Origin of the sequence: Nostocoides sp. HKS02, from assembly GCF_009707485.1 — a bacterium.
Classification (GTDB): Bacteria; Actinomycetota; Actinomycetes; order Actinomycetales; family Dermatophilaceae; genus Pedococcus.
The window spans coordinates 3,305,393-3,330,243 of sequence record NZ_CP046121.1 but is presented as its reverse complement, the minus strand read 5'-3'; the positions used below and the strand labels follow the sequence as shown (position 1 = coordinate 3,330,243).

Genomic DNA, 24,851 nt, shown 5'->3' with positions numbered 1-24,851 from the left:
CCACCGCATGCCCAGACACGAGGCTCTCACCGATCGCGATCGTCGCCCGGGTCGTCGCGACGATCGAGTCGAGGTCGATCGGCATCGGGTCGCCGTGCAGCACGGCCTCGAGGAACGCGGCAAGCTCGGCGCGCTGGCCCTTGTCCTGCCCGGCATACGAGCGCTTGGTGTCCTTGCCTGCTCGGCTCCACACGGTCGCGCGGGTGAAGTTGTCGAGCCGGGCGTTGCGGCCACCCCCGGACACGTCGAGCGTCTCCTTCGGGTACCGGCTGTCGCCGTCGGTGGCATAGGTGATGGTCCCCAGGGAGCCGTCGGCGTACCGCAGGGTGACGTGCAGGTCGAGCGCGTTCGCCGTCTGGTGGGCCACGACCTCGACCGGCGGGTGCCCGATCCACGCGCTGAGGGTGTCGATGAAGTGGCCACCCTCGCCGAGGAAACGCGATCCCTCCAGCTCCTCGTTGAGGTACCAGCTGGTCGAGTCGAGGCGCCCGGCGTTGACGAGGTAGCGGGCACTCACCGGCGCCCCGGGCATTCCGAACCGTCGGCGCAGGTCGGTGAACAAGCGGCGCGAACCGGCGGTTGAACCCGACCATGAGCCGGTCGTTGCCGGTGCGGTCCACGACCTCGAGCACGCGGTCGACGTCCTCGCGGGTCAGCGCGAGCGGCTTCTCGACGAACACGGCCTTGCCCTGCTCCAGCGCGCGACACACGAACTCCGCGTGCGAGTGGTGGCGCGTGACGACGAAGACCGCGTCGATCTGGGGATCGGCGAGGACGGTGGCCGAGTCGGTCGTGGCCGTCTGGAAGCCGAACTTGCGGACCGCGTTGACCGCGGACAGCGACCGGGTCGTCGCCACGGTCGCGAGGGTCGCGGCGGGGTTCTTCGCCAGGTGCGGGAGGAGCATCGAGCTCGCGTAGCTGCCCGCACCGATGAACCCGAGCCGCACCGTGGGGGTTGCCGCGGCGCGGGCTGTGGTGGACGGACCGGCGTGGAGCGTCCGCGCGTAGGGCGGCGAGGAGACCGAGCTGCCGTTGGAGTGCGCCTTGGGCTGGGGGTAGGAGAACAGGAACCCGACACCGCGGAGCGACCCGTCGCCCAGGGCGCCGTAGACGGCCGTCGCCTCCGCGACAGGCCGGATGCCGGAGACGAGGGACGCCACCTCGACCGAGCCGGTCGCGAGGAGGTCCACGAAACACTGCAGGTTGCGCCGCTCGGTCCAGCGGACGTACCCAGCCGGGTAGTCGATGCCCTCGAGCTCGTACCGGTCGTCGTAGCGGCCCGGGCCGTAGGAGCGCGAGAACCGGACGTCGAGCTCCTTCTCGTAGTAGGCGTTCCACGGCAGGTCGAGCTTGGTCTTGCCGATGTCGACGACCCGCGCCCGGTCCCGCGCGAGACGTGCCGCGAGCTCCACCGGTCCATTGCTGTCGCCCCCGGCCGCCAGGTAGATCTGGTCAGCGCCGAGGCCGCCGGTGGCCGCGCCGATGACCTCCTCGAGGTATGCCGCGCCCTCGGCATCCGGGCCCACGCAGGCGATCGCGCCGGCCTGCTCCGCGAGGCGGCACCGCTCAGCCACCGTGTCGACACCCACGACGCGGACCCCCGACGCGACGAGCAGGCGCACGACGAGCTGGCCGATCAGCCCGAGTCCGATCACGCACGCCAGCTCCCCGAGCTCCGCCTCCCCACGCCGAACCCCTTGCATCGCAATGGCGCCCACGGTCGCGAAGGCGGCGTGCTCCGGTGCCACGCCCTCGGGCACAGGCACACAGAGGTTGGTGGGCACCCAGTTCAGCTCGGCGTGCAGCGCGAACTCGTTGCCGGCAGCCGCCACCAGGTCCCCGATCGCGAACTCCTCCGCGCCGGGGCCGACCTCGACGACGACCCCGCACAGCGAGTACCCCAGCGGCGTGTAGCTGTCGAGGGTGTTGATCGCCTTCTTGTACGTCGCCACGGGGCCCTGCTGGGCCATCGAGTCCAGCGCCTTCCTGACCTGGTCCGGCCGCGCCCGCGCCTTCCCCAGGAGCGAGAGCCGCGCCTCGGTCACCTTCATCAGCTCGGTGCCGGTCGAGATGAGCGAGTAGAGGGTGCGCACGAGGACCCCACCGGGCTTGCAGGCCGGAGCCGGCACGTCGAGCACCACCAGCTCGCCCGAGCGGTAGTTCTGAGCCACCTGCTTCATCGCGCTTCGCTCCTCATGACGTGCCCACCCCGGCCGACCGGGCGTTGCGGTACCAGAGCTCGAGCGAGAGCAGCTGCCAGAGCTGCTTGGACTCGTCGCGGCGACCGCTGCGCTGGTCGTCGACCAGACGGCGCAGCGGCTCGGGCCGCAGGAACCCCGTGCCCACGAGCTCGCCGCGCACCAGGACGTCGTCGATGAGCTCGCTCAGGTCGTTGGTCACCCAGGCCCGCAGCGGCGCCCCGAAGCTGGCCTTCGGCCGGTCGATGATCTCGTCGGGAAGCCAGGCCCGCGCAGCGTCCTTCAGGGCGGCCTTCTGCACGCGCCCCCGGATCTTGTCCGACCCGGGCAGCGAGAAGGCTGCTGCGAACACGAGGGGATCCACGAACGGCACCCGCACCTCGGTCGACGCCGCCATGCTCGCGCGGTCGGTGTAGGTGAGGTTGAGCCCCACCATGAACATCCGGGTGTCGGCCAGGCACATGCGGCTGACCTGGTCGGTCAGGCTCGTGTCCTCGTAGACCGCCCGGTGCCGGTCCACGACCGCCTCCACGTGCGTGGCCAGCCCGGGGTCGAGCAGACCCGACAGCTCGTCGGTGTCGTAGAGGGTGTAGCTGCGCCGGAACGCCTCCTCCTCCGGGAGCTCGGCGAAGGTGAGAAACCGCTGCGCCCAGCGCACGGTCCGCAGGCCGTGCTGGCCCACGGCCACGGGCAGGGCACGAACAGCCGGGGCCACCAGACCGGTGCGCAGCGGCTTGGGCACCCGGCGGTAGCGCCCCGTCATGAGGGTCGCGAGGTGCTTGCGGTAACCGCCGAACAGCTCGTCGGCCCCCATGCCCGACAGGGAGGACCTTGACGCCCGCTGCTCGGGCGGCGTCGCACATGAGCAGGGTGTTGATCGCGGCCGGGTCACCGATCGGCTCGTCCAGGATGTCGACCATGCGCGGCAGGAGGTCGACGACATCGGGGTTGAGCTCGATCTCGTGCAGCCGAATCCCGAGGTGGGACGCCATGATCCGCGCATAGCGGGCGTCGTCCGGCATCGCCTCCATCCGCTGGTCCTGCGCGCGGAAGGCAATCGTGTACGCCTCGATCGAGGGGTCTCGCCGGTGCGCGAGGGTCGTGATGATGCTGGAGTCCAGGCCACCACTGAGGAAGGACGCCACCGGCGCATCGGAGATGAGGTGAGCCTCGACGGACGCCTCCACGACCGCACGCAGGTCGGCGCGCGGCCCCGCCGCCGCCCGGGCGGCCTCGTCCGCGGTGTTCCAGTACTCGCCCGAGGTCGTGGAACCGTTGCTGGAGAAGGTGCTCCACGTGCCGGGGGGCAGCTTGTAGACCCCCTGGACCGCGTCGTACTCCTGGGGCAGCCAGTAGTAGAGCGCCGACGCCACCATGGCCGCCGAGTTGACCCGCAGCTCGGGCCCGACCGCCGTGAGGATCGCCTTGAGCTCCGAGGCGAAGACGATGCCCTCGCCGCGGCGCATGACGTACATCGGCTTGATGCCCAACGGGTCCCGCACCAGGGTGAGGCTCCGGGTCCGCTCGTCGTGGATGGCGAAGGCGAACATGCCCCGGAACCGGCGCAGTGCGCCTGTCCCCCAGGCCCGCCAGGCCTCCAGGACGACCTCGGTGTCGGACTGCGTCGCGAACCTGGCGCCGAGTGCCTCGAGGTCGCGCCGCAGCTCGCGGTAGTTGTAGATCTCGCCGTTGTAGCTGAGCGTGAGCCCGCCCTTGACGAAGGGCTGGTCCGACGCGGTGCTCAGGTCGATGATCGAGAGCCGGCGGTGCCCGAGCACGACTGAGGTATCGGGGTCGACGAGCTCGAGGACGCCGCGCGCGTCAGGACCCCGGTGGCCGATCCGGTCGACCATCGTCGAGACGATCACCTTGCCGTCTGGTTGCTGAAAGGCCCCTGCGACCCCACACACGGCTAAGCCTCCGTGCGGGCGAGATTCGGGGGCGGGGCCGACCCGGACCCCGAGGCGATCGGCTGGCTGCTTCCTGGGGCGCCGGCTCGTCCGGCCAGCTCGTCGAAGACCGCAAGGTAGCCGGCACGCTGGTGGTCCCACGCCAGCTGCTGCTCGACCCGCTCGCGACCGCGCCGACCCATGTCCGCGCGCGTGTCGGGGTCGTCGACGAGTTCGACGATCGCCCGGGCGTAGGCCTCGACGTCACCCGGCTCGACGTACCGGGCCGCGTCCTGGGCGGAGACCTTCGTCTCCCGCAGGTCGAAGGCGACGACGGGGATGCCGAACGCCATGTACTCCATCGTCTTGTTCATGGTCGACAGGTCGTTGAGCGGATTGAGCGGGTCGGGCGAGAGGCCGACCTCCGCCGTCGAGAGGACCGCCATCACCGTCTCGTCCGGCACCCGGCCCGGCAGGTCGACGTGGTCCTGGAGACCGAGCCGGTCGCGCTCCGCCACGAGGTCGGCATAGCAGTCCCCCGACCCCATCAGCGTGAACGCGATGTCGGTGCGTCCCCAGGTGTTCACGATGACATCGGCGGCCCGCACGACGATGTCCACACCGTCCTGGGGTCCCATGACCCCGATGTAGCCGACGAGGTGCCCCCGGCCACGCCGGAGCTGCGGGTCAGGTTCGGTCCGGCGCAGGCGTTGCGGGTCGGGCCCGGTCCGCACGACGGTGACGTGCTCGGGTGCCTTGCCGCCCCGGGAGGTGGCGATACCGGCATACGACGCGTTGGTGGAGGTGACCCGGTCCGCGGTACGGAAGGTCGCCCGCTCGAGGAACAGCAGGCCCCGGAGGAAGGCGCGCGAGCCGTTCGGGAACCGCGACTCGAACAAGCTCCGGGCACAGGTCGTGGTGGTCGAAGACGAAGCGCGAACCGTCCAGCACCCGCAGCGCCCAGGCGAGCGGCCAGAAGATGTCCGGCGGGTTGCACGCCTGCACGACGGTGAAGGCACCCCGACGCCGGGCCCTGAACGCGAGCCAGGCGGTGGCGAGGAACGAGTACGCGTACTCCAGGAAGAAGCCCGCCGCCCCACCACCCGGGGCGTACGGCGGGTAGGCCAGGATACGGACGCCGTCGACGACCTGCTCGGCCCCCGTTCCCTCGCCGCGGGGGCACACGACGGTCACGTCGTAGCCGGAGCCGACCAGGCTCTGGCACTCCAGCCACACCCGCCGGTCGAACGGGACCGGAAGGTTCTGGACGATGATGAGGACCCGGGGCGGGTCGGCGTCGCGACGACGTCCGATCACCAGCTGACCCCCTCGTATGCCGGGAGTCGCTCGATGTCCTCGCCGAGCCGGCCGTGCAGGTCGATGACCAGACGCGGGTCGGCCGCCTTGAGGGCCGCGAGCGCAGCCGGATGGGAGGAGGCGACGATGACGACCTCGGCACCGTCGAGGGCCTCCTCGGGTGAGGCGGCCAGCAACCGGTTGACGTGCGAGAGCTTGCTCTGCAGGTACCGCAGGTTGGCGCCGACGAGCAGGTCGGGGTTCACGATCGGGTCGTAGATCCGCACGTCGAGACCCTTGCCCACGAAGCGTTCCGCGACCTCGAGGTTGGGGCTCTCGCGCAGGTCGTCGGTGTCCATCTTGAAGCTGAGGCCGAGCAGGCAGACGCGCCGGTACCCCGTGCCGAGCACCCGGTCGACCAGCGAGCGCACCACGATCTCGTTGCTGGTCATCGTGGCTCCGACCATGGGGATCTCCACGCCGTTGTAGCGGGCCATGCTCTGCAGCGCCCGCAGGTCCTTGGGCAGGCACGAGCCGCCGAAGGCGAAGCCGGGCCGCAGGTATGCCGGGGCGATGTTGAGCTTGTGGTCCTGGCTGAAGATCTCCATCACTCGGCGGCCGTCGACACCGAAGGCCGCGAACACCCGCCCCATCTCGTTGGCGAAGGTCACCTTGACCGCGTGGAAGGCGTTGCAGGCGTACTTCAGCGACTCGGCGGTGGCCAGGTCGACGTGGTGGATCTCCTGACCGAGGAACGCGAAGAGCTCGGCGAGGGAGTCTCGGGTGCGCGGGTCCTCGGTGCCGACCACGACGAATGGCGGCGCGAAGAAGTCCTGGACGCCCGAGCCCTCGCGCAAGAACTCCGGACACATCGCCGTGGCGACCGACCACTGGCCCGGGAGCTCGTCCTCGGCGAAGGTGGGGGCCACCACCGACGCACAGGTGCCTGGTGGGACGGTGGAGCGGATGACGACCGAGTGGATGCCCGCTGCTGGCGGCGTCGCCACGGTCATCGCGTCGCGCAGGTCGGACAACGCCCGGCGGATGTAGGTGAGGTCGGTGTCGCCGCGCGGCAACGAGGGCGTGCCGACGCAGATGAGCGAGATGTCGGCGTGCTCGAGGGCCAGCCGCGCGTCGGTCGTGGCCTGCAGCCGACCCGCGGCGACGGCGCTGCGGACCAGGTCGTCGATCCGCGGCTCGACGACGGGGCTGTGACCCCCGTTGATGGTGTCGACCTTCATGAGGTCGACGTCCACTCCGACGACCTCGTGTCCCTGCGAGGCGAGACCCGCAGCGGTGACCGTGCCGACGTAGCCCAACCCCAAGACGGCAACCTTCATGAGCGTGACCTCCCGGTCGAGGTCTGGTGTGTGTGGTGCATTCGGCCCTCCCCCAGGTCCGTGCCGGATCGTCGTGCCGGATCGTCGAAATGCGTACGCGCGCTGCGCTTTCGCGTTGCACCCATTCCACACCAGTCCCCGTATGACGCGGGTCGTCCGGATATCCCGGTCGGCACTGGGCCAAATGGCTGAGAAGGGTTGTCGAGCCGTTCAGGGAGTAGGGCTGGGGACCAGGCGGAGCAGCTGGCCGATCCGCCGCGTGTAGCGGGCCGGGACCGGGAGGATGCTCAGACCGTCGCGGATGATCCGACCCCCGATGAGGCGCAGGAGGACGAGGTTCACGACGACCGTCCCGACGGCGGTCACGACCATGCTGGCACCGGTCGACCCGGTCGCGGACATGGACCGGAGGAGCAGGGTGCCCACGACGATGGTGGCCACCGTGGGCACGAGCAGGGTGCCGAACGGCCGGGCCACCGACAGCGCACCGAGCCCGAGCAGTCGGCCGACCAGCACCCAGCGCACGACGGTGGCGAGCACCGCCACGACGACGAACCCCACGGCGACCGCGCCCAGTCCCCACCGCACGGCCAGGGCCGTCATCGCCACAGTGGCACCGTCGACCACCACGGAGTAGCACAGCCACGCTCCGGGACGACCGAGCCCGTAGTACAGGCCGTGGTCCAACATCGCGCCCAGGGTGATGATCCCGGCGGCCGCCAGTGCCTGCGCGGGAAGGACGCTGGCCAGCCACCGGTGGCCGAACAGCACCGGGATCAGGGCCGGCCCCGTCACGATGATCAGGACCATCAGGGGCGACACGACGGCATACACCAGGCCCAGCGCCTTGAGGTAGGTGCTGCCGAGCCTGGTCGCGGACTCACGCACCTTGGCGAACACGACGGTCGACACCGGGGTCAGCGAGGCGGCGGTGAGCTCCTGGGCCACCTGCACGAGCCGCTGGCTGATGTTGAACAAGCCGAGGGCTGTCGTGCCGAGGCTCGCTGCGATGATCCAGGTCTCGGCCCAGACCCGGCTGCTCGCGACGAGGTCGACGGCCGACACCCGCACCCCGAAGACGGCCATCACCCGGAACTGACGCGGTGACAGGGACAGCGACGGCACCCATCTCGCGCTGCGCCAGGCGAGCACCGCGATCACCCACTGGGACACGATGATCTGGCTCACCAGGGCCCACACCCCACCACCCATGAGGGCGATCACCACCGCGGCGACCTGGGCGAGCACCGCTGCGACGAGCGCCTGCACGGCGACGGCCCGAAACGCCATGGCGCGGCGCAGGAGCGCCAGGGGGACGCCGGCGAGCACCGTGGGCACCACGGACAGGACCAGGGCCCGCAGCACCGGCGTGAGGTCAGGCGTCCTGAAGGCCTGCGCCAGGAGCGGTGCGATGCCGAAGAGCCCGGCCGACAGGACCACGCCGGCCGCCACCGAGGTCCAGAAGGCGGTGCTCAGGCTGCGCTGGTCGGCGTCCTCGGTCTGCAGCAGGTAGGTCGAGAACCCGAGGTCGGACAGGAGGTAGACCATCGGGACGACGGTCATCGCCGCGGCGACGACCCCGAACCCGCGCGGCGAGATCTGGTGGGTCAGGACGATGAGCGTGACGAACCCGCTGACGCGGATCGCCCACTTCTGCGCAGCGAGCCAGAGAACGCCCGTGGCAGCCCGCCTGCCGAGATGCTCCTCAGGCGTTGCCCGTTCCTCCACGCTCATCGTGTGCGCACCTCCCGGTCGTCGCCTCAGGCTGGTCAGGCCGACCCGTGGCGCACGGCCTCGAGCAGCACCTCGACGACCCGGTCCTGCTGGGCGGCGGTGATGCCCGGGAACAGCGGCAACGACAGGATCTGCTCGGCCGCCCGTTCGGTCACCGGGAACCGGCCGAGGCCGTACCCGAGCCCCGCCATGGCGGGGGTGAGGTGGATGGGGACCGGGTAGTGCACCCCCGCGCCCACGCCCTCGGCCTGGAGGTGGCGCAACACCTCGTCACGCCGATCGACCCGGACGACGTAGAGATGCCACACATGCTCGTTGCCGGGCAGCGTCTGCGGCAGCCGGACGTGATCGGCTCCGGCAAGCAGGTGGTCGTAGCGGACTGCCGCCGCCCGACGTTGGTCGTTCCACTGCGCAAGCCGGCGCAGCTTCGCCCGCAGCACCACGGCCTGGAGGGTGTCCAGCCGCGAGTTGAACCCGATGTGGGTATGCCGGTACTTCGACGGGCTGCCATGGGCGCCCAGGAGGCGCACCAGCTGGGCGAGGTCGTCGTCGTCGGTGAGGACCGCGCCGGCGTCACCGTAGGCGCCGAGGTTCTTGCCGGGGTAGAAGCTCGTCGCGGCAAGCGCGCCGAAGGTGCCGGCCGATCGTCCGAACCGGGTCGCGCCCTGCGACTGGGCGCCGTCCTCGATGACGGCGATGCCGCGCTCCTCGAGGAGCGCGGAGAACTGCTCGGTCGGGGCCACCTGGCCGTACAGGTCCACCGGGATCACGGCGCGCGTCCGGGCCGTGATCGTGCGCTCGACCAGAGCCGGGTCGATCAGGAGCGCGTCGTCGTCGACATCCGTGAACACGGGCCGAGCGCCGGCTCGCACGACGGCCTCCGCCGTGGCGATGAAGCTGTTGGCCGGCACGACCACCTCGTCGCCCGGCCCTACGCCGAGGGCACGCAGGGCCAGCTCCAGGGCGTCGGTGCCGTTCGCCACGCCGACGCACGAACGCGCACCGACGAACTCGGCATACTCCTGCTCGAAGGCGGCGACGGACTTGCCGGCGATGAAGTCACCGGCGGCCAGCACCTCCGCGAACCCGGCTTCCACCTCCTCAGCGACCTGGGCGTGCTGGACGGCCAGGTCCACCAGCGGAACGGTCGTCATGACGTCTCCTGCCTGCCGTCGGCGCCCATCACGCGGCCCTCAGTCCCGCAGCGCGGCGGATGAGCGTGACCACACGCTGCTGCTCGCGCTCGGTCATCGTGTGGAAGAGCGGGAGGATCAGGGTGTTGTCGGTCAACCGCTCGGTGGTCGTGAGGTCACCGTGGGCGTGGCCCGCGTAGGCGGGTTGCCGGTGGGTAGCCATGATCCCGGCACGAGCCGAGACTCCTTCGTCGGCCAGGGCCGTCAGGAGCTCGTTCCTGCGCAGGGGGTAGTCGTCGCGCAGCTCGACCCAGAACGACTGGAAGTTCGACTCGCCCCAGGGCGGGTCCTGCACGGTCCGCAGACCGGGGACCTCGGCCAGCGCCTCCTGGTAGTTCGAGGCCAGCTCGCGGCGCCGAACCACCATCGCGTCGAGCTTGCCGAGCTGCACCAGACCCACCGCGGCCTGGATGTCGGTCATCCGGTAGTTGAACCCGACCTCGAGATAGCTCTCGATGACCGGCTGCCGGCTCTGGTGACGGTCGGCCGCACTCAGGTTCATCCCGTGTTCGCGCAGCCGACGAGCGCGCACCGCCAGCTCGGCATCCGAGGTCGTCAGCATGCCGCCCTCGCCGGTGGTGAGCAGCTTGCGCGGATGGAACGACCACGCGGCCAGAGCGGCCTGGCCGCCCGCTGGGGCTCCCCGGTAGCGGGATCCGGCCGCGCAGGCGGCGTCCTCGACCAGCGCGATGCCGCGGCGCTCACACAGCTCGCGCAACGGCTGGACGTCCGCCGGCATACCGCCCTGGTCGACGACGACCACCGCCCGCGTGTGATCGGTGAGCACCGGCTCCACGGTGCGGGCACTGACGTTTCCGTCCGCGACCTCGACATCGGCGAACACTGGTGTGGCACCGACGTACACCGCGCTGTTCGCGGTCGCGATGAAGGAGAACGAGGGCACGACCACCTCGTCGCCCAGGCCGATCCCGAGCAGGTGCAGCGCGAGGTGGAGGGCAGTCGTGCACGAGGAGACGGCGACGCCGTGGGGGGCACCGACGTATGCCGCGAACGCGGACTCGAACTCGGCGACCCGCGGTCCCTGCGCGACCCAGCCGGAGGCCACCGCCTCGGCTGCTGCCCTCGCCTCCTCGTCGCCCAACCAGGGCTTCATGACCGGGATCATGTGCGCTTCCCCTCAGCTTCAGATGTCACGGCGGCAGGCCCCCTGAACCGTGTGCGCGGACGTGGCGACCACGAAGCACGGCTACGCCACCGCGCGCCGGATCACCATCCGCCACAACGCAACATGCCACGCGGATCGGGCTCGACGGCTCAGCCAAATGAGGGAGCACGGCACCCTGCGAGAGCATCGGCCGCCGCGACGCGCAGGCGCGTAGTGTCCCCATCGGACGAGGTCTGACGAGCGGCTTGCTGGCGGGTCGACGACCCGCCACGGTGAGGGGGTCGACATTCGCACGCACGGACAGCCTGGGCCCGATGCCGCCGGCTCGGACCAGGCCGCGTCGCTGCCGCTGGTCGTCGCGACCACCCTGCGCCCGGACGGCAACACCGGCATCCACGCCCATGTCCGACAGCTGCGCCAGTACCTCGACCAGCACGGCACCCCGAGCACCCTGGTCACACCGTTCGACTGGGGTGGCCTGCTGCGGTACCCGGTGTTCGGGGCCCGTCGGCTCGCCCTCGACTGGTGGAGCCGCCCCGCCGGGGTCCTGTGGTACCGGTTCTGGCACGAAGAGTTCCTGCGCAGGGCGCTGCGACGACTGCTCGCCAGCCAGGGTGACTGTGTCGTCTACGCCCAGGACCCGCTGGCGGCCGCTGCCGCGCTCCGCGCGCGTCACGGCCCGCACCAACGGGTGGTGCTGGCAGTCCACTTCCGCATCTCCAACGCCGACGAGTACGCCGACAGCAGCGAACTGGCCAGGGGTGGGCGCGCGTTTCGCGCCGTCCGGGAGTTCGAACGCCGGACGATCCCACGCACCGACGGCCTCGTCTACGTCTCGCAATGGGGGCAGGAGGCGCTGGTGGGCTGGCTCCCCGAGGCGGCCGATGTCCCCGCCGCGGTCATTGGCAACTTCGTGGAACCCCTCCCGCCCACGGCGGACCAGGAGCCGCTGGGCGACCTGGTCACCACCGGCAGGCTGGAACCGGCGAAGAACCACCGGTACCTGCTGGAGGTGGTGGCCGAGGCGAAGCGGCAGGGCCGGCTCTTCAGCCTGGACATCTTCGGCGAGGGGCCATCCCGCGATGAGCTGGTCCGGCAGGCCGGCGCGCTGGGCGTGGACGGCCAGGTCCGCTTCCGCGGTTTCCAGCGCGACGTGCGGACCTCGTTGCCGCGGTACCGGGCGTACGTCCACGCCTCCTACTCCGAGTCGCTGCCGCTGGCGATCATCGAGGCCATGGCCGCGGGCCTACCCATCGTCGCCGGCGACACGGGCGGCATCAACGAGCTCTGCGACGACGGGATCGAGGCGAGGTTCTGGCCGCTGGACGACCCCGCTCGGGCCGCCGAAACGCTCATCGCCCTGATGGACAGCGAACCAGCTCGCCGCAAGGCAGCCCTCGCTGCACACGAACGGTTCGGTCGCGACTTCGATGCCGCTGTCGTGGCCCCGAAGCTGATCGCCTTCCTGGGGGCGTCCGCGGCGATCCGGTAGCGCCTGCTGCCTACTGCCCACCCGATTTCCACGACCGGTCGAGCCACCACGACCCGGCTCGTCGGATGGCCGCCGCAGGCAGGACGAACGGCTGGAGGTAGGGCATCGCGCGGGGCCCGATCCGTCGGCGCAACGCCAGCGCGCGGTAGATCGGGAGTCGGCGGGCCTCCGGCCAGCAGTCGACGGCGAAGGCCACCAGCTCGTCGACCGGAGTCTCGCTGGTGCGACCCCGGTCGTAGGCGCGCGCGGCGTTCAGGAGCGCCTTCCAGGCGAGCTTGCGGTGCACGACGTCGGACAGCGCGGACGCCTCGGACAGCTGGTCGTGGCACTGGGTCAGGACGAGCTCGTGGGCCAGGCGAAACTGCGCCAGCGTGGTCAGCTCGGTGTATGCCGTCGACATGTTCTGCCCGTGCCGCCGGTAGTACGCCTGGTCGGCTCCGCGGACGAACCCCACGTCGGCGTGGGCGGCGAGCCGCAGCCACATCTCCTGATCCCCGACATGCGGGAGTCGTGGGTCGTACCCGCCGACGCGCTGCTGCAGGGAGGTCCGCACGACGACCTCGGGTGAGATGATCCCGGTCTGGGCGTGACGGAACCGGCGCTCCAGCCACTGGTGACCGGGCCACACCGACCACCCCCGGGTCCTGGTCCGGGCCTTGGGTAGCGGCGCGCCGTCACTGAACCAGAGGACGTTGCCGTAGGCGAACCCGGTGTCGGGGTGGGTATCGAGCAGGTCGGTGGCGCGCCGAAGCGCTCCCGGCGTGAGCCGGTCGTCGGCCGACATCAGCACGGAGTAGTCGCCGGAGGCCCAGTCCAGCAACCCCTCGTTGTAGGTCGCGATGTGCCCGCGGTTCGCCGCGTGGGCCGCGACCTCGACACGGGGCTCGCGCGCGGCGATCCCGCGAGCCACCTCGGCGCTGTCGTCCGGGGAGGCGTCGTCGATGATCAGCACCCGGACATCCATGCCTGGTTGGTCGTCCAGCACGCTTCGCACGGCGTCCTCGAGGAAGTGGCCGTACCGGTAGCACGGGATGACCACGCTCACCGAGCCCATCGGACCCCCCTCGCCTCGATCCGGCATCCGGCCGTCGCCGCCCCTCTCATGATGCGCCTCCACCGGCCGGGGTCGCGCCGCTTTGGCCAGGGCGGTAGGTGCTGCCGCTGTCCTGACCGAAGGGACCGGCGCAGTCCCCCGACTGCCGTTCGGCGGGCGAGGCGCACTGGTCGCCCTTGCCGACCGGGCCGGTCCACTCCGACCAGCTCACGGGGTTCGCGTGGCTTCCCTGGTTCCAGGCGTAGAACGTCGACGGACCGGTGTAGACGTTGTCGGACCAGTGGTTGCGCTGGAAGAACGTGATCTGGGTGGGGACCTCCCAGCCCTGGGCGTGGCCGTTCGGTCCCCCCGTACTGGCTGAAGACTCCGTTGGCGCCGCACGCGGGCCAGGCCCGCTTCTCGCAACCGGGGATGTGGGCGGGGGTGAAGTCGATCCGGTTCTGGGTGATCCTGACGTTCTGGGTCTCCCACATGCAGCCGTCCCAGTAGTTCTCGCGCGGCTGGCCCGCGAGGTTGCCCCGGTGGGTGGCGGCGTCGAGGGTCGCGCCGGGCAGGTTCGCGGCGCAGCTGGCCATGCTGAACGGCCCGCGGGCGCCGCCCTTCACGAGCGTGCACGCCCCGTCGAAACCGTCGTTGCAGCGACGGTTCGAGTTCTGCCACAAGAAGATTCCCCCGCCGTTGTCCACCAGGGTGTTGTTCCCGATGACCGAGCGATGTGGGTAGCTCGGCATCCGAGACCGGACGCACGACTCCATCGCGCACCGGGGCACACCACCGTTCGCCGTGTCACTGCCCGACTCCGAGATGTAGATGGCAGGCATGGGGAAGCTGGGGTTGCCCGGCCCGTCGGTGAGGTTGTTCCGCGCGAGGTAGTTGTCGGTGATCGAGAAGTTGTACGACGTCTCTTCCCAGATGGCGCCGTTCTCGTTGTCGGTGATCGTGTTGCCGGTCCACGTGGTGTTGGCGTTGTTGGTGTCGGCCCAGCCACCCACGCCCCAGTTGTGGTGGATCCAGTTGTTCCTGATCATCACTCCGTTGGTGGCCCAGAGCTTGAATCCCCCCCTGGTTGCCGTTTCCCTTGACGGCGCCGCAGTTGCTGTTGCGGTACCGCTCCGGGACCGGGTTGTGGTCGCGCAGACCGAGCGCCGGGTTCTGGATCAGCCCGGACAGGTCACAGGTGTCGTTGTAGCTGATCTCGTTGTGCTCGACCCAGACGTTGTACGGACCACCCGTCAGCGAGTCTCCTCGGATCGTCTGCGCCGACTGGAACCCGTACTGGCCGTTCAGCGTCAGGCAGTTGTCCCTGAGGACGTTGTCGGTGGCAGCGAACATCCCCCCGCCCGGGACGTTCATGGTGACCGTGCTGTTCAACAAGCTTCCATCCACCAGCGCCGGTCTGGTTGACGGCGGTCTGGTCCACCGGGGGCGTGAACCTCTGGATGGTGAGGTACCGGATCGTGACGTCGGTCTGCTCGCCTATGCTGATGTTGCTGTCGATGGCCGTCCTTCGGGAGTACTGGCCGTCGAGGACGCTGGCCACTCCGTCGGCATAGCCACCCACGAACACGTCGCCGGTGTTCGCACTGAAGCTGCCGTAGTGCACGCCTGGTGCCAGGAAGTACACCGTCTGGGGTCGCAGCTGCCAGTTCTGGTACTCGGCAGTCTCCGGCGCGAGCACCTGGCCGGCCCTGGCGCCGGGAAAGTCCGTCCCGGGTGCGCCGAACGTCGGCAGACCCGGCGTGCCCGACTGGTACGGACCAGCGGCCCCGCTGTACCCGTAGGGCGAGCGCAGGCTGGGCTGCCCGCACACCGGTCCTCCGACCGGGCCGGCCGAGGAGGCACCAGCGGTGGGCGGTGGGTCTGCGGTGGAGCCCGATCGCAGCCGCAGGCCCACGGTGGTCACCGCGACGAGCAGGACGCCCACCCCGACGAGGGCGAGGAGCCAGCGCACGTCGATCGGCCTCACCTGCGCTCCCCGGGTCCGGTCATCCGGTCGAGAAGACGACGTCGACCCAGTAGTTCGTGGAGTTGAAGCTGTTGGTGGGGAACGCGCTGGTGCTGCCGTACCGGTAGACGCCGTCGCCACCACTGACGCCGTCCTGCAGCGCGTGCAGCGGGCCGTTGTCGACGCCGGAGGTGGCGAAGTACGAACCGTCACCGGCATAGTGCCCGACCGGGGCGAAGTACGACGCGACGTAGACCGTGCCCGCCGTGACCGCCACCGGGCTGGTGAACGTCACCTGTTGCCACCCGGTCGCGGTCTCACCGGTGAAGGTCGCCGAGGCCAGCTTGGTCCCCGAGGCGCTCCACAGGGTCCCGAGGTGGGTGCCGGTGTTGCCTGAGCCCTTGTAGAACCGGATCCCGGTGATCGACCCGTTGACGTCCACCTTGAACTTCACGCCCAGCTCGACGGCTGAGCTGTCCGCGTGGCTCGCGGTCGTCGGGGTCACCGTCGGCGCCCAGATCGTGCAGGCCGTGCAGCTCACCTGGGCGGGTGTCACGGCGTTCGAGGCCGCAGAGTCCGGCCCGGTGCCGATGGCGTTGGTCGCCGACACGGTGAAGGTGTATGCCGTGCCGTTGGTCAGTCCGGCGACCGTGACGCTCGTGGCCGGCGGGCTGCCGTTCACGATCGTCGCGCTCTGGGCGGTCGACCCGATGAAGGGCGTGACGGTGTACCTGGTGATCGCGCTTCCGCCAGTGGGTGGCGCGGTCCAGCTCACGACTGCCGACGCGTTGCCTGCGGCGGCAGAAACACTGGTCGGGGCGGCCGGAGCAGTCGCAGACCCGGCGAAGACGACGTCGACCCAGTAGTTCGTGGAGTTGAAGCTGTTGGTGGGGAACGCGCTGGTGCTGCCATACCGGTAGACGCCGTCGCCACCACTGACGCCGTCCTGCAGCGCGTGCAGCGGGCCGTTGTCGACGCCGGAGGTGGCGAAGTACGAACCGTCACCGGCATAGTGCCCGACCGGGGCGAAGTACGACGCGACGTAGACCGTGCCCGCCGTGACCGCCACCGGGCTGGTGAACGTCACCTGTTGCCACCCGGTCGCGGTCTCACCGGTGAAGGTCGCCGAGGCCAGCTTGGTCCCCGAGGCGCTCCACAGGGTCCCGAGGTGGGTGCCGGTGTTGCCTGAGCCCTTGTAGAACCGGATCCCGGTGATCGACCCGTTCATGTCCACCTTGAACTTCACGCCCAGCTCGACGGCCGAGCTGTCCGCGTGGCTCGCGGTCGTCGGGGTCACCGTCGGCGCCCAGATCGTGCAGGCGGTACACCCGCTGGACACCGGGGTCACCGGTGCGGAGGCCGCCGAGGCAGGACCGGTGCCGATGGCGTTGGTCGCCGAGACCTTGAACGTGTAGGCCGTGCCGTTGGTCAGTCCGGTGACCGTGACGCTCGTGGCTGGTGGGCTGCCGCTCACAGTCGTCGCCGGCTGCGCGGTGGCGCCGATGAACGGGGTGACCGTGTAGCTCGTGATGGTGCTGCCACCGTTGGACGGAGCGGTCCAGCCGACCACCGCCGAGGCGTTGCCAGCCGTCGCAGTGACGTTCGTCGGAGCAGCTGGCGCCGTCGGCGCAGACGGCGTGACGACGTTCGAGGCAGCCGAGTCGGCGCCCGTCCCGACCGCGTTGGTCGCCGACACCGTGAACGTGTAGGCCGTGCCGTTGGTCAACCCGGTGACGTTCGCGGTGGTCGCAGGCGGGTTGCCGCTCACGGTGGTCGACGCCAAGGACGTGGACCCGGCATACGGCGTGACGGTGTAGCTCGTGATCACGCTGCCGCCGTTGCTCGGCGCCGTCCAGGTCACCGTCGCCGACGTGTTTCCGGCGGTCGCGCTGACGCCACTGGGCGCGCCTGGAGCGCTCGCCTGACCAGAGGCGAAGACAACGTCGACCCAGTAGTTCGTGGCGTTGAAGCTGTCAGTCGGGAACGCGCTCGTGCTGCCGTACTTGTAGACGCCGTCGCCACCACTCACGCCGTCCTGGAGGGCATGGAGGGTCCCGTTGTCGACCCCCGCGCTGGCGAAGTACGCGCCGTCTCCGGCGTAGTGCCCGACCGGGGCGAAGTACGACGCGACGTAGACCGTGTCCGCGGTGATCGCGACCGGCGTCGCGAAGGTGACCTGCTGCCAGCCGGTCGCCGTCTCCCCGCTGAAGGTCGCCGACGCCAGCTTCGTCCCGTCGGACGCCCACAGGGTCCCGATGTGAGTGCCGCTGTTGCCGCTGCCCTTGTAGAACCGGATCCCGGTGATCGAGCCGTCCACGTCGGCCCTGAACTTCACCCCGAGCTCGACCGCTGACGAGTCCGGCTGGTCGGGCGTTGTGGGCGTGGCCGTGGGCGCCCAGATCGTGCAGGCTGCGCAGCTGCCCGAGCTGGGCGTCACCGCGGCGCTCGCCGCCGAGGCGGGACCGGCCCCGATGGCGTTGGTCGCCGACACCTTGAACGTGTAGGCCGTGCCGTTGGTCAGTCCAGTGACTGTCGCCGTGGTGGCGGGCGGGCTGCCCGAGACCGTGGTCGGCGGCTGCGCCGTCGCACCGATGAACGGCGTGACGGTGTAGCTGGTGATGGCGCTGCCACCATCGGTGGGCGCCGTCCAGGTCACTGCCGCGGACGAAGGTCCTGCGGTCGCCGAGACACTGCCCGGTGCGGCCGGGGTCGTCGCCGGCGTCACCGCGGCCGACGCGACGGAGTCACTGCCCGTCCCGACCGCGTTGGTCGCCGCCACCGTGAACGTGTAGGCCGTGCCGTTGGTCAACCCCGTCACGTTCGCGGTGGTCGCAGGTGGGCTGCCGCTCACGGTCGTCGACGCCAAGGCCGTGGACCCGGCATACGGCGTCACCGTGTAACCGGTGATCGGGCTGCCACCGTTCGAGGGCGCGGTCCAGGTCACCGTCGCCGACGCGTTGCCGGCCGTGGCGGTCACGCCGGTGGGCGCGCCAGGGGCAGAGACCGTGGCGGGCGTGACGGCATTGGATGCCGCCGACTCGGGCCCGGTACCCACGCTGTTGGTCGCCGACACCGTGAAGGTGTAGGCCGTGCCGTTGGTCAGGCCGGTCACCGCGACGCTGGTCGCCGGCGGGCTGCCGCTCACCGTGACGGGTGCCTGCGCGGTGTTGCCAATGTACGGCGTCACCGTGTAGAGCGTGATCGGGCTGCCACCCGAGGACGGCGCGGTCCAGCTCACCACCGCGGACCCGCTCCCGGCCGTGGCCGTCACCGCGGTGGGGCTAGCCGGTCGCGTCGCCGGGGTGACCGAGGCGGACTGTGCCGAGGGCAGTCCCGTGCCCACTGCGTTGGTCGCCGACACCGTGAAGGTGTAGGCGGTGCCGTTGGTCAGCCCGGAGATCGTGGCGGCTGTCGCGGGCGGGCTGCCACTGATGATCGTCCCCGCCTGGGCGGTCCCGCCGATGTAGGGCGTGACGACGTAGCTGGTGATCGGGCTGCCCCCGCTGGAGGGCGCGGTCCAGCTCACGGTGGCCGACGCGTTGCCGGCGGTCGCAGCCACACCGGTGGGAGCTGACGGGACGGTCGCCGGCGTGACCGGGGGTGACGCGGCCGAGCTCGGCCCCGTGCCGATCGCGTTGGTCGCCGACACCGTGAACGTGTAGGTCGTGCCGTTGGTCAGGCCGGTCACCGCCGCACTCGTCGCCGGCGGGCTTCCGCTGATGGTCGTGGACGCCTGCGCGCTGGAGCCGATGTAGGGCGTGATCGTGTAGCCGGTGATCGGGCTGCCACCGTCAGCGGGCGCAGTCCAGCTCACGACCGCCGAGACGTTCCCCGCCGTGGCGGTCACGGCCGTCGGCGCGCCAGGGGCGGAAACCGTGGCGGGCGTGACCTGGTTGGACGCCGCGGACTCCGGGCTGGTGCCGATCGCGTTCGTGGCCGACACCGTGAAGGTGTATGCCGTGCCGTTCGTGAGGCCGGTCACCGCGACGCTGGTCGCCGGCGGGCTGCCGTTCACGGTGGCTGGTGCCTGCGCGACGGACCCGACGTACGGGGTCACCGTGTAGAGCGTGATACCACTGCCACCGTCGGACGGCGCAGTCCAGCTCACCACCGCAGACCCACTGCCCGCTGTCGCGCTCACTCCGGTCGGGGCGGCCGGCGCGGCCACCGCCACCGGGGTCACCTGGTTCGACGCCACGGACTCCGGCCCGGTGCCGGCCGTGTTGGTCGCCGACACGGTGAACGTGTACGACGTGCCGTTGGCCAGACCGCTCACCGCGACGCTCGTTGCGGGCGGGTTTCCGCTGATGGTCGTCGACGCCTGCGCGCTGGATCCGATGTAGGGCGTGATCGTGTAGCTCGTGATCGGGCTGCCACCGTTGGCGGGCGCAGTCCAGCTCACGGTCGCTGACGCATCGCCGGCAGTGGCCGTGACCGCAGTCGGTGCGGCGGGCTTGCCGACCGGGGTGACCGCCGCCGAGGGGGCAGAGTCCGGCCCCGTGCCGACGGCGTTGGTCGCCGACACCGTGAACGTGTAGGCCGTGCCGTTGGTCAGCCCGGTGAGCGTCACACTCGTCGCCGGCGGGCTGCCGCTGACGATCGACGGGGTCTGGGCCGTCGCGCCGATGTAGGGGGTCACCGTGTAGCTGCTGATCGGGCTACCCCCGGTCGAGGGCGCGGTCCAGCTGACGACCGCCGAGCCGGCGCCGGCCGTCGCCGTCACCGTGGTGGGCGCACCCGGGGTGGTGGTCGGCGTCACCGCGGCCGACGGGGCAGAGTCCGACCCCGTGCCGACGGAGTTGGTCGCCGACACCGTGAACGTGTAGGCCGTGCCGTTCGTCAGCCCGGTGACCGTCGCCGTGGTCGCGGGCGGGCTGCCGGAGATCGTGGTCGGGGCCTGTGCCGTGGTCCCGACGTAGGGCGTGACGGTGTAGCTCGTGATCCCGTTGCCGCCGTTGCCGGGCGCGGTCCAGCTCACCACCGCGGACGCGTTCGCGGCCGTGGCCGTGACGGCCGTGGGGGCACCAGGCGGCGACACGGAGAACGGGGTGACGGCGGTGGAGGCCGGCGAGTCGGGCCCGGCGCCGACGGCGTTGGTCGCCGACACCGTGAAGGTGTAGGCCGTGCCGTTGGTCAGCCCGGTCACCGCTGCGCTGGTCGCCGGCGGGCTACCACTGACCGTCGTCGGCGACAGAGCCGTCGACCCGGCATGCGGGGTGACGGTGTAGCTCGTGATCGCGCTCCCACCGTTGAAGGGCGCGGTCCAGCTCACCGCGGCGGAGCCGCTGCCCGCGGTCGCCGAGACGTTGCTCGGAGCGGCCGGGGCGGTCGGACCGTTGACGAACGCGATGTCGACCCAGTAGTTCTCGGAGTTGAAGGTGCTCGTCGGGAAGCCACTGGTGCTGCCGTACCGGTAGACGCCGTTGCCACCGCTGACGCCGTCCTTGAGGGCGTGCAACGGCCCGTTGTCCACCCCGGAGGTCGCGAAGTAGCCACCGTCACCGGCATAGTGCCCGACCGGCGCGAAGTAGGACGCGACGTAGATGGTGCCTGCGGTGACCGCGACCGGGCTCGCGAACGTGAGCGTCTGCCACCCTGTGGCCGTCTCGCCGCTAAAGGTCCCGGTCGCCAGCTTGGTCCCCGTCGACGTCCACAGGTTGCCGACGTGCGTGCCGGTGTTGGCAACGCTCTTGTAGAAGCGCATGCCGGTGATCGACCCGTTGACGTCAGCCTTGAACTTCACGCCCAGCTCGGTCGACTGGGTGTCTCCCTCGTCGGGAGAGGCTGGCGTCGCGGTCGCCGACCAGATCGTGCAGGTCACGGCACAGCTGGTCGTGGCCGGCACGACAGGGTTGGAGGCCGCGGACGCCGGCCCGGTGCCGACCGAGTTGGTGGCCGACACGGTGAACGTGTACGCCGTGCCGTTGGTCAGGCCGGTCACGGTCATGCTCGTCGCGGGCGGGCTGCCGCTCAGGGTCCTGGGGGCCTGCGCGATCGACCCGATGTACGGCGTCACCGTGTACGTCGCGATCGTGCTACCGCCGCTGGACGGTGCGCTCCAGCTGACCAGGGCAGACCCGCTCGCAGCACTCGCGGTGACGCTGGCCGGCGCCGCCGGAGCAGTCGGCACTGCCGGAGTCACTGTGGTCGCGGCCGAGGCGGGGCTGCTGCCGACGGCGTTGTTCGCGGTGACCGTGAAGGTGTACGTCGTGCCGTTCGTGAGACCTGTCACCGTGCCGATGCTCGGCGGCGGACTGCCGCTCACCGTGGTCGACGGCTGGGCGGTGGTCCCGACATACGGCGTCACCGTGTAGCTGGTCAGCGGGCTGCCGCCATCAGCCGGCGCGGTCCAGTCGATCGTGGCCGACCGGTCCCCGGGGGACCCGATGACGCCTGTCGGCACGTCCGGTGTGGTCGCCGGGGCCGTGGCGAAGGCGACGTCGACCCAGTAGTTCTCGGAGTTGTAGGTGTTGACCGGGAAGACGCTGGTGCCGCTGTAGGTGTAGACGGCGTTGCCACCGCTGATCCCGTTCTGCAGGGCGTGCAGCGGCGGGTTGTCCACGCCGGCGGACGCGAAGTAGCCGCTGTCCCCGGCATAGTGACCGGCCGGCGCGAAGTAGGACACGACGTACACGGCGCCGGCCGTGACCGCAGCCGGGGTCGCGAAGGTCAGCTTCTGCCAGCCCGACGCGGTCTCGTTGCTGAACGTCCCAGTCGCGAGCTTGGTCCCGTCGGCCGCCCAGAGGTTGCCGATGTGCGTTCCCGTGTTGGCGACGCTCTTGTAGAACCTCATCCCCGTGATCAGTCCGTTGAGGTCCGACTTGAACTTCACTCCCACCTCGATCGACTGGGTGTCGGCCTCGTCAGGGGTCGCCGGCGTCGCCGAGGCCGGCCAGATCGAGCAGGCACTGCAGCTTGTCGACGAGGGCGTCACCGCATTCGACGCCGGTGAGGCGGCGCCCGTTCCGACCGCGTTGGTCGTGGACACCGTGAAGGTGTATGCCGTGCCGTTGGTCAGTCCGGCCACCGTCGCCGAGCTCGCCGGCGGGCTCCCCGTGACTGTCGTCGGAGTCTGGGCGACCCCGCCGAGGTACGGCGTGACCGTGTAGCCCGTGATGACACTGCCGCCGTCCGAGGGGGCAGTCCAGGTGACGACCGCAGACGAGTGACCCGGAGTCGCGGTGACCCCGGTCGCCGCCCCGGGGACCGTCGCCGGGCCGGTGTTCAGCGTGAACATGACGTCGACCCAGTAGTTGCGTGCGGTCGTGCTCCCTGCGGGGAACGTGCTGGTGCTGCTGTTCTGGAAGACGCCGTTCACCGTGCCGCCCGCGTTGCGGAGCGCGTGCAGCGGAGGGCTGTCGACGGTGCTGTAGGTGTCCGGCGTCGGGGACGGGTTGGGATAGAAGTACGAGTCGTCCTGGGCCGTGTGCCCGACCGGGGCGAAGTAGGAGGCGACGTACGTCGTGCCGGCGTTGATCGCCACCGGGGTCCCGAACGTGGCCTGCTGCCACCCTGACGAGGACTCGCCCGTGAACGTCACGGAAGCCAGCTTCGTGCCCGTAGCCGTCCACAGGTTCCCGACGTGGGTGCCGGTGTTCGTGCTCGCCTTGTAGAACCGGATCCCGGTGACCTTGCCCGAGACATCGGACTTGAACTTGACGCCGACCTCGACCGCAGTGGCTGTGCCGGAGTCGGTCTTGGTCGGCGTGGTCCCCGTCCCCCAGATCGAGCAGGTGCAGCCCACGTTGACCACCACGCCGCCGCCAGGAGTCTCGAGGTTGCCCGAGTCGTCCACCGCGCGCGTCTTGATCGTGGTCGTCGGGTTGCCGTGCGCCACCCAGCTGTAGGTCCAGCTCGTGGTGCCGGTGGCGGGATGCCAGCTGGTCCCGCCGTCGGTGGACACCTCGACCCCGGCCACGACGCCGCCGCCGGTGTCTGCGGCCGTGCCGCTGATGGTGATCCTCGTGCCGTCACCGAGGTTCGCCCCAGCAGCCGGCGAGGTGATTGTCGAGGTCGGCCCGCTCGTATCGGTCGTGGCCGTGGCCCGGGTGACCCCGGCGATCGGCGCATACGGCTGGGCAGCCATGTCCGCGAACAGGTTCACGGTGGCCTGTTGCATGGTCGGGTCCGGCGTACCCCCGGCACTGTCGAGCCCCCAGGACCACTGGACAGTCCCGGCGCCGAACACCAACGCCCCGCTCGGCGCGCGATAGAGCGACAGGTGGTGGGTGGCCGTCCCTCCGGTCTTGGTGTTGCTGCCGTAGTCGGTGAACACCTCTGCGGAGGTCGAGGTGGTGGACGACAGGTCGAACAGCCCAGCCGGGCGCGACCCGTTGTCGGGCTCGGTGTCCCACTCGTACCCGAGCGTCCCGACGCCCGGGCCCAACGTGACCGACTGTGACCCGGACAGGTTGGCCACGGCCGTGTTGCGCCAGAACCGCAGCTTCGAGTACTGCGCAGGCACCTTGATGTCTGTGGTGCCGGAGTTGACGACGAACAGCTGCCCCGTGAGAGCGTTCTGTGGCCGGCCGCCATCACCGGGCGGGCTGAACCGCGGGTCCTGGAAGGTGCCGGTCCAGGTCGGCGGGTCCTTGGGGTCGACCACGCCGTCGTAGTGCGTCTCCTTGTAGCAGACCAGGGTGCGGTTGGCAGTGGCCGAGCTGTCGATGCTCGGCTCGGTGCGCGTCTTCCAGAACACCTCGTTACCCGTGAAGAAGGCGAGGTTCACCCCGGCGTCTCGCGCTGCCTCGACGTTGGTGCGTTGCGGGCCCGACCAGTACTCGTCGTGGCCGGCGGTCATGAACATCTTGTGGTTGGTCAGCAGGGCTCCGCCGGATGCCGTGCCGACATCCATGCCCGTCGTGTAGGAGACGTCGTAGCCGTTCGCCTCCATGAACCGGATCATCGGGTACTCGGCATACATCAACCAGCTGCGGCCCGAGTCGTCGTCGGCGCTGTGGAACGGTCGGTTGTACGAGACCTTCGCCGCACCCTTGTAGGCCTGCGGACTCCCCCGCCGGGCAGTTGATCGTGCAGGAGTAGAGGCTGTTGCCGCCGTAGGTGTTGTAGGCCTGCCACGTCTCGTCGTCGGTCTGGAACAGCACGTCCGAGTGGCTCGCGTCGTTGCGAACGATGAACACGATCTGGCTGGCACCGGCGGTGTCATCACGGACGAGGTGGGCGATGTAGACCCCGGACACCGCCGTCGTCGGCACGGTCCAGGAGGCGGAGACGCCCCAGTTGCCACAGTCGATCAGCCCGGTGGGGTTGGTGTCGTTGAGGCAGTTGGGCTGGGTCTGGGGCAGCACCGCGGTGGGGTGCAGGCCAGACGCCACCTTCCGGGCGCCGTTGCCCTGGTAGTACCCGAGCCGCAGGATGTCGAAGTGGTAGCCCGTCGAGGGCGTCTTGATCTTGAACTGGACCGTGTCGCCCGGGTTCACGCTCATCGACGTCGCGAAGCCCTGGATCGTCGTCGATCCCGAACCGGTGATCTGCCAGTCGCTGGCGGGATCGCCCTGCAGGGTGTTCTCGCACGCGATCACGTTGACCACCGGGGGCCCGCATGGCCCCGCGGCAGCCGCCGT

At 70.5% G+C, this 24,851-nt stretch carries 13 protein-coding genes and 2 pseudogenes; 1 reads left to right on the top strand and 14 read right to left on the bottom strand.

Translation table 11 applies throughout. The annotated features are described in order from the left end of the window. Positions 1-26: 26 nt before the first annotated feature. The 9 genes and pseudogenes from GKE56_RS16030 to GKE56_RS16000 form a co-directional block, all read right to left on the bottom strand. Positions 27-2,180 (bottom strand): bi-domain-containing oxidoreductase, encoded by a 2,154-nt coding sequence (locus GKE56_RS16030; protein ID WP_230209035.1) that lies wholly within the window; start codon positions 2,178-2,180, stop codon positions 27-29. A gap of 13 nt (positions 2,181-2,193) precedes the next feature. After that, positions 2,194-3,141 (bottom strand): asparagine synthase-related protein, encoded by a 948-nt coding sequence (locus tag GKE56_RS17890; RefSeq protein WP_255424972.1) that lies wholly within the window; start codon positions 3,139-3,141, stop codon positions 2,194-2,196. Continuing rightward, positions 3,068-4,051: pseudogene (gene asnB / locus GKE56_RS18435) on the bottom strand (asparagine synthase (glutamine-hydrolyzing)); the annotation flags it as partial. The gene GKE56_RS17890 and the pseudogene asnB, both read right to left, overlap by 74 nt. Before the next feature lie 59 nt (positions 4,052-4,110). Then, positions 4,111-4,725, bottom strand: coding sequence for a glycosyltransferase (locus tag GKE56_RS17705; protein WP_230209034.1), 615 nt, complete (start codon positions 4,723-4,725; stop codon positions 4,111-4,113). 49 nt (positions 4,726-4,774) lie between these two features. Beyond that, complete coding sequence (locus GKE56_RS17700; RefSeq protein ID WP_230209033.1) at positions 4,775-5,404, bottom strand: glycosyltransferase; 630 nt, start codon at positions 5,402-5,404, stop codon at positions 4,775-4,777. Further along, positions 5,401-6,723, bottom strand: a complete 1,323-nt coding sequence (locus tag GKE56_RS16015; protein ID WP_154685396.1) for a nucleotide sugar dehydrogenase — start codon at positions 6,721-6,723, stop codon at positions 5,401-5,403. The genes GKE56_RS17700 and GKE56_RS16015 overlap by 4 nt, the downstream gene beginning before the upstream one ends. A gap of 210 nt (positions 6,724-6,933) precedes the next feature. Then, positions 6,934-8,457, bottom strand: coding sequence for an oligosaccharide flippase family protein (locus GKE56_RS16010; protein ID WP_154685395.1), 1,524 nt, complete (start codon positions 8,455-8,457; stop codon positions 6,934-6,936). Positions 8,458-8,492: 35 nt separating this feature from the next. Next, entirely contained in the window at positions 8,493-9,611 is a 1,119-nt protein-coding gene (locus GKE56_RS16005; RefSeq protein WP_154685394.1) for a DegT/DnrJ/EryC1/StrS aminotransferase family protein, read from the bottom strand. Between the two features lie 28 nt (positions 9,612-9,639). After that, positions 9,640-10,764, bottom strand: a complete 1,125-nt coding sequence (locus GKE56_RS16000) for a DegT/DnrJ/EryC1/StrS aminotransferase family protein (protein ID WP_230209032.1) — start codon at positions 10,762-10,764, stop codon at positions 9,640-9,642. A 298-nt stretch (positions 10,765-11,062) separates the two neighbouring features. Here GKE56_RS16000 and GKE56_RS15995 point away from each other — a divergent pair, with 298 nt between their 5' ends. Further along, the gene (locus GKE56_RS15995; protein WP_370518500.1) at positions 11,063-12,268 is read left to right on the top strand and encodes a glycosyltransferase family 4 protein; all 1,206 of its coding nucleotides are present in this window, start codon (positions 11,063-11,065) and stop codon (positions 12,266-12,268) included. A gap of 10 nt (positions 12,269-12,278) precedes the next feature. Here GKE56_RS15995 and GKE56_RS15990 read toward each other — a convergent pair whose 3' ends face one another. From GKE56_RS15990 to GKE56_RS18430, 5 genes and pseudogenes are all read right to left on the bottom strand, one after another. Further along, positions 12,279-13,313, bottom strand: a complete 1,035-nt coding sequence (locus GKE56_RS15990) for a glycosyltransferase (protein WP_230209031.1) — start codon at positions 13,311-13,313, stop codon at positions 12,279-12,281. Then, entirely contained in the window at positions 13,310-14,350 is a 1,041-nt protein-coding gene (locus GKE56_RS15985) for a right-handed parallel beta-helix repeat-containing protein (RefSeq protein ID WP_154685390.1), read from the bottom strand. The genes GKE56_RS15990 and GKE56_RS15985 overlap by 4 nt, the downstream gene beginning before the upstream one ends. A gap of 143 nt (positions 14,351-14,493) precedes the next feature. Continuing rightward, positions 14,494-15,288, bottom strand: a complete 795-nt coding sequence (locus GKE56_RS15980; RefSeq protein ID WP_154685389.1) for a hypothetical protein — start codon at positions 15,286-15,288, stop codon at positions 14,494-14,496. A 19-nt stretch (positions 15,289-15,307) separates the two neighbouring features. Continuing rightward, positions 15,308-24,433 carry a DUF4082 domain-containing protein gene (locus GKE56_RS15975; protein WP_154685388.1) on the bottom strand — a complete coding sequence of 3,042 codons (9,126 nt, stop codon included), beginning with the start codon at positions 24,431-24,433 and terminating at the stop codon, positions 15,308-15,310. Next, positions 24,363-24,713, bottom strand: a pseudogene (locus GKE56_RS18430) (N,N-dimethylformamidase beta subunit family domain-containing protein); the annotation flags it as partial. The pseudogene GKE56_RS18430 and the gene GKE56_RS15975, both read right to left, overlap by 71 nt. Between the last annotated feature and the right edge of the window lie 138 nt (positions 24,714-24,851).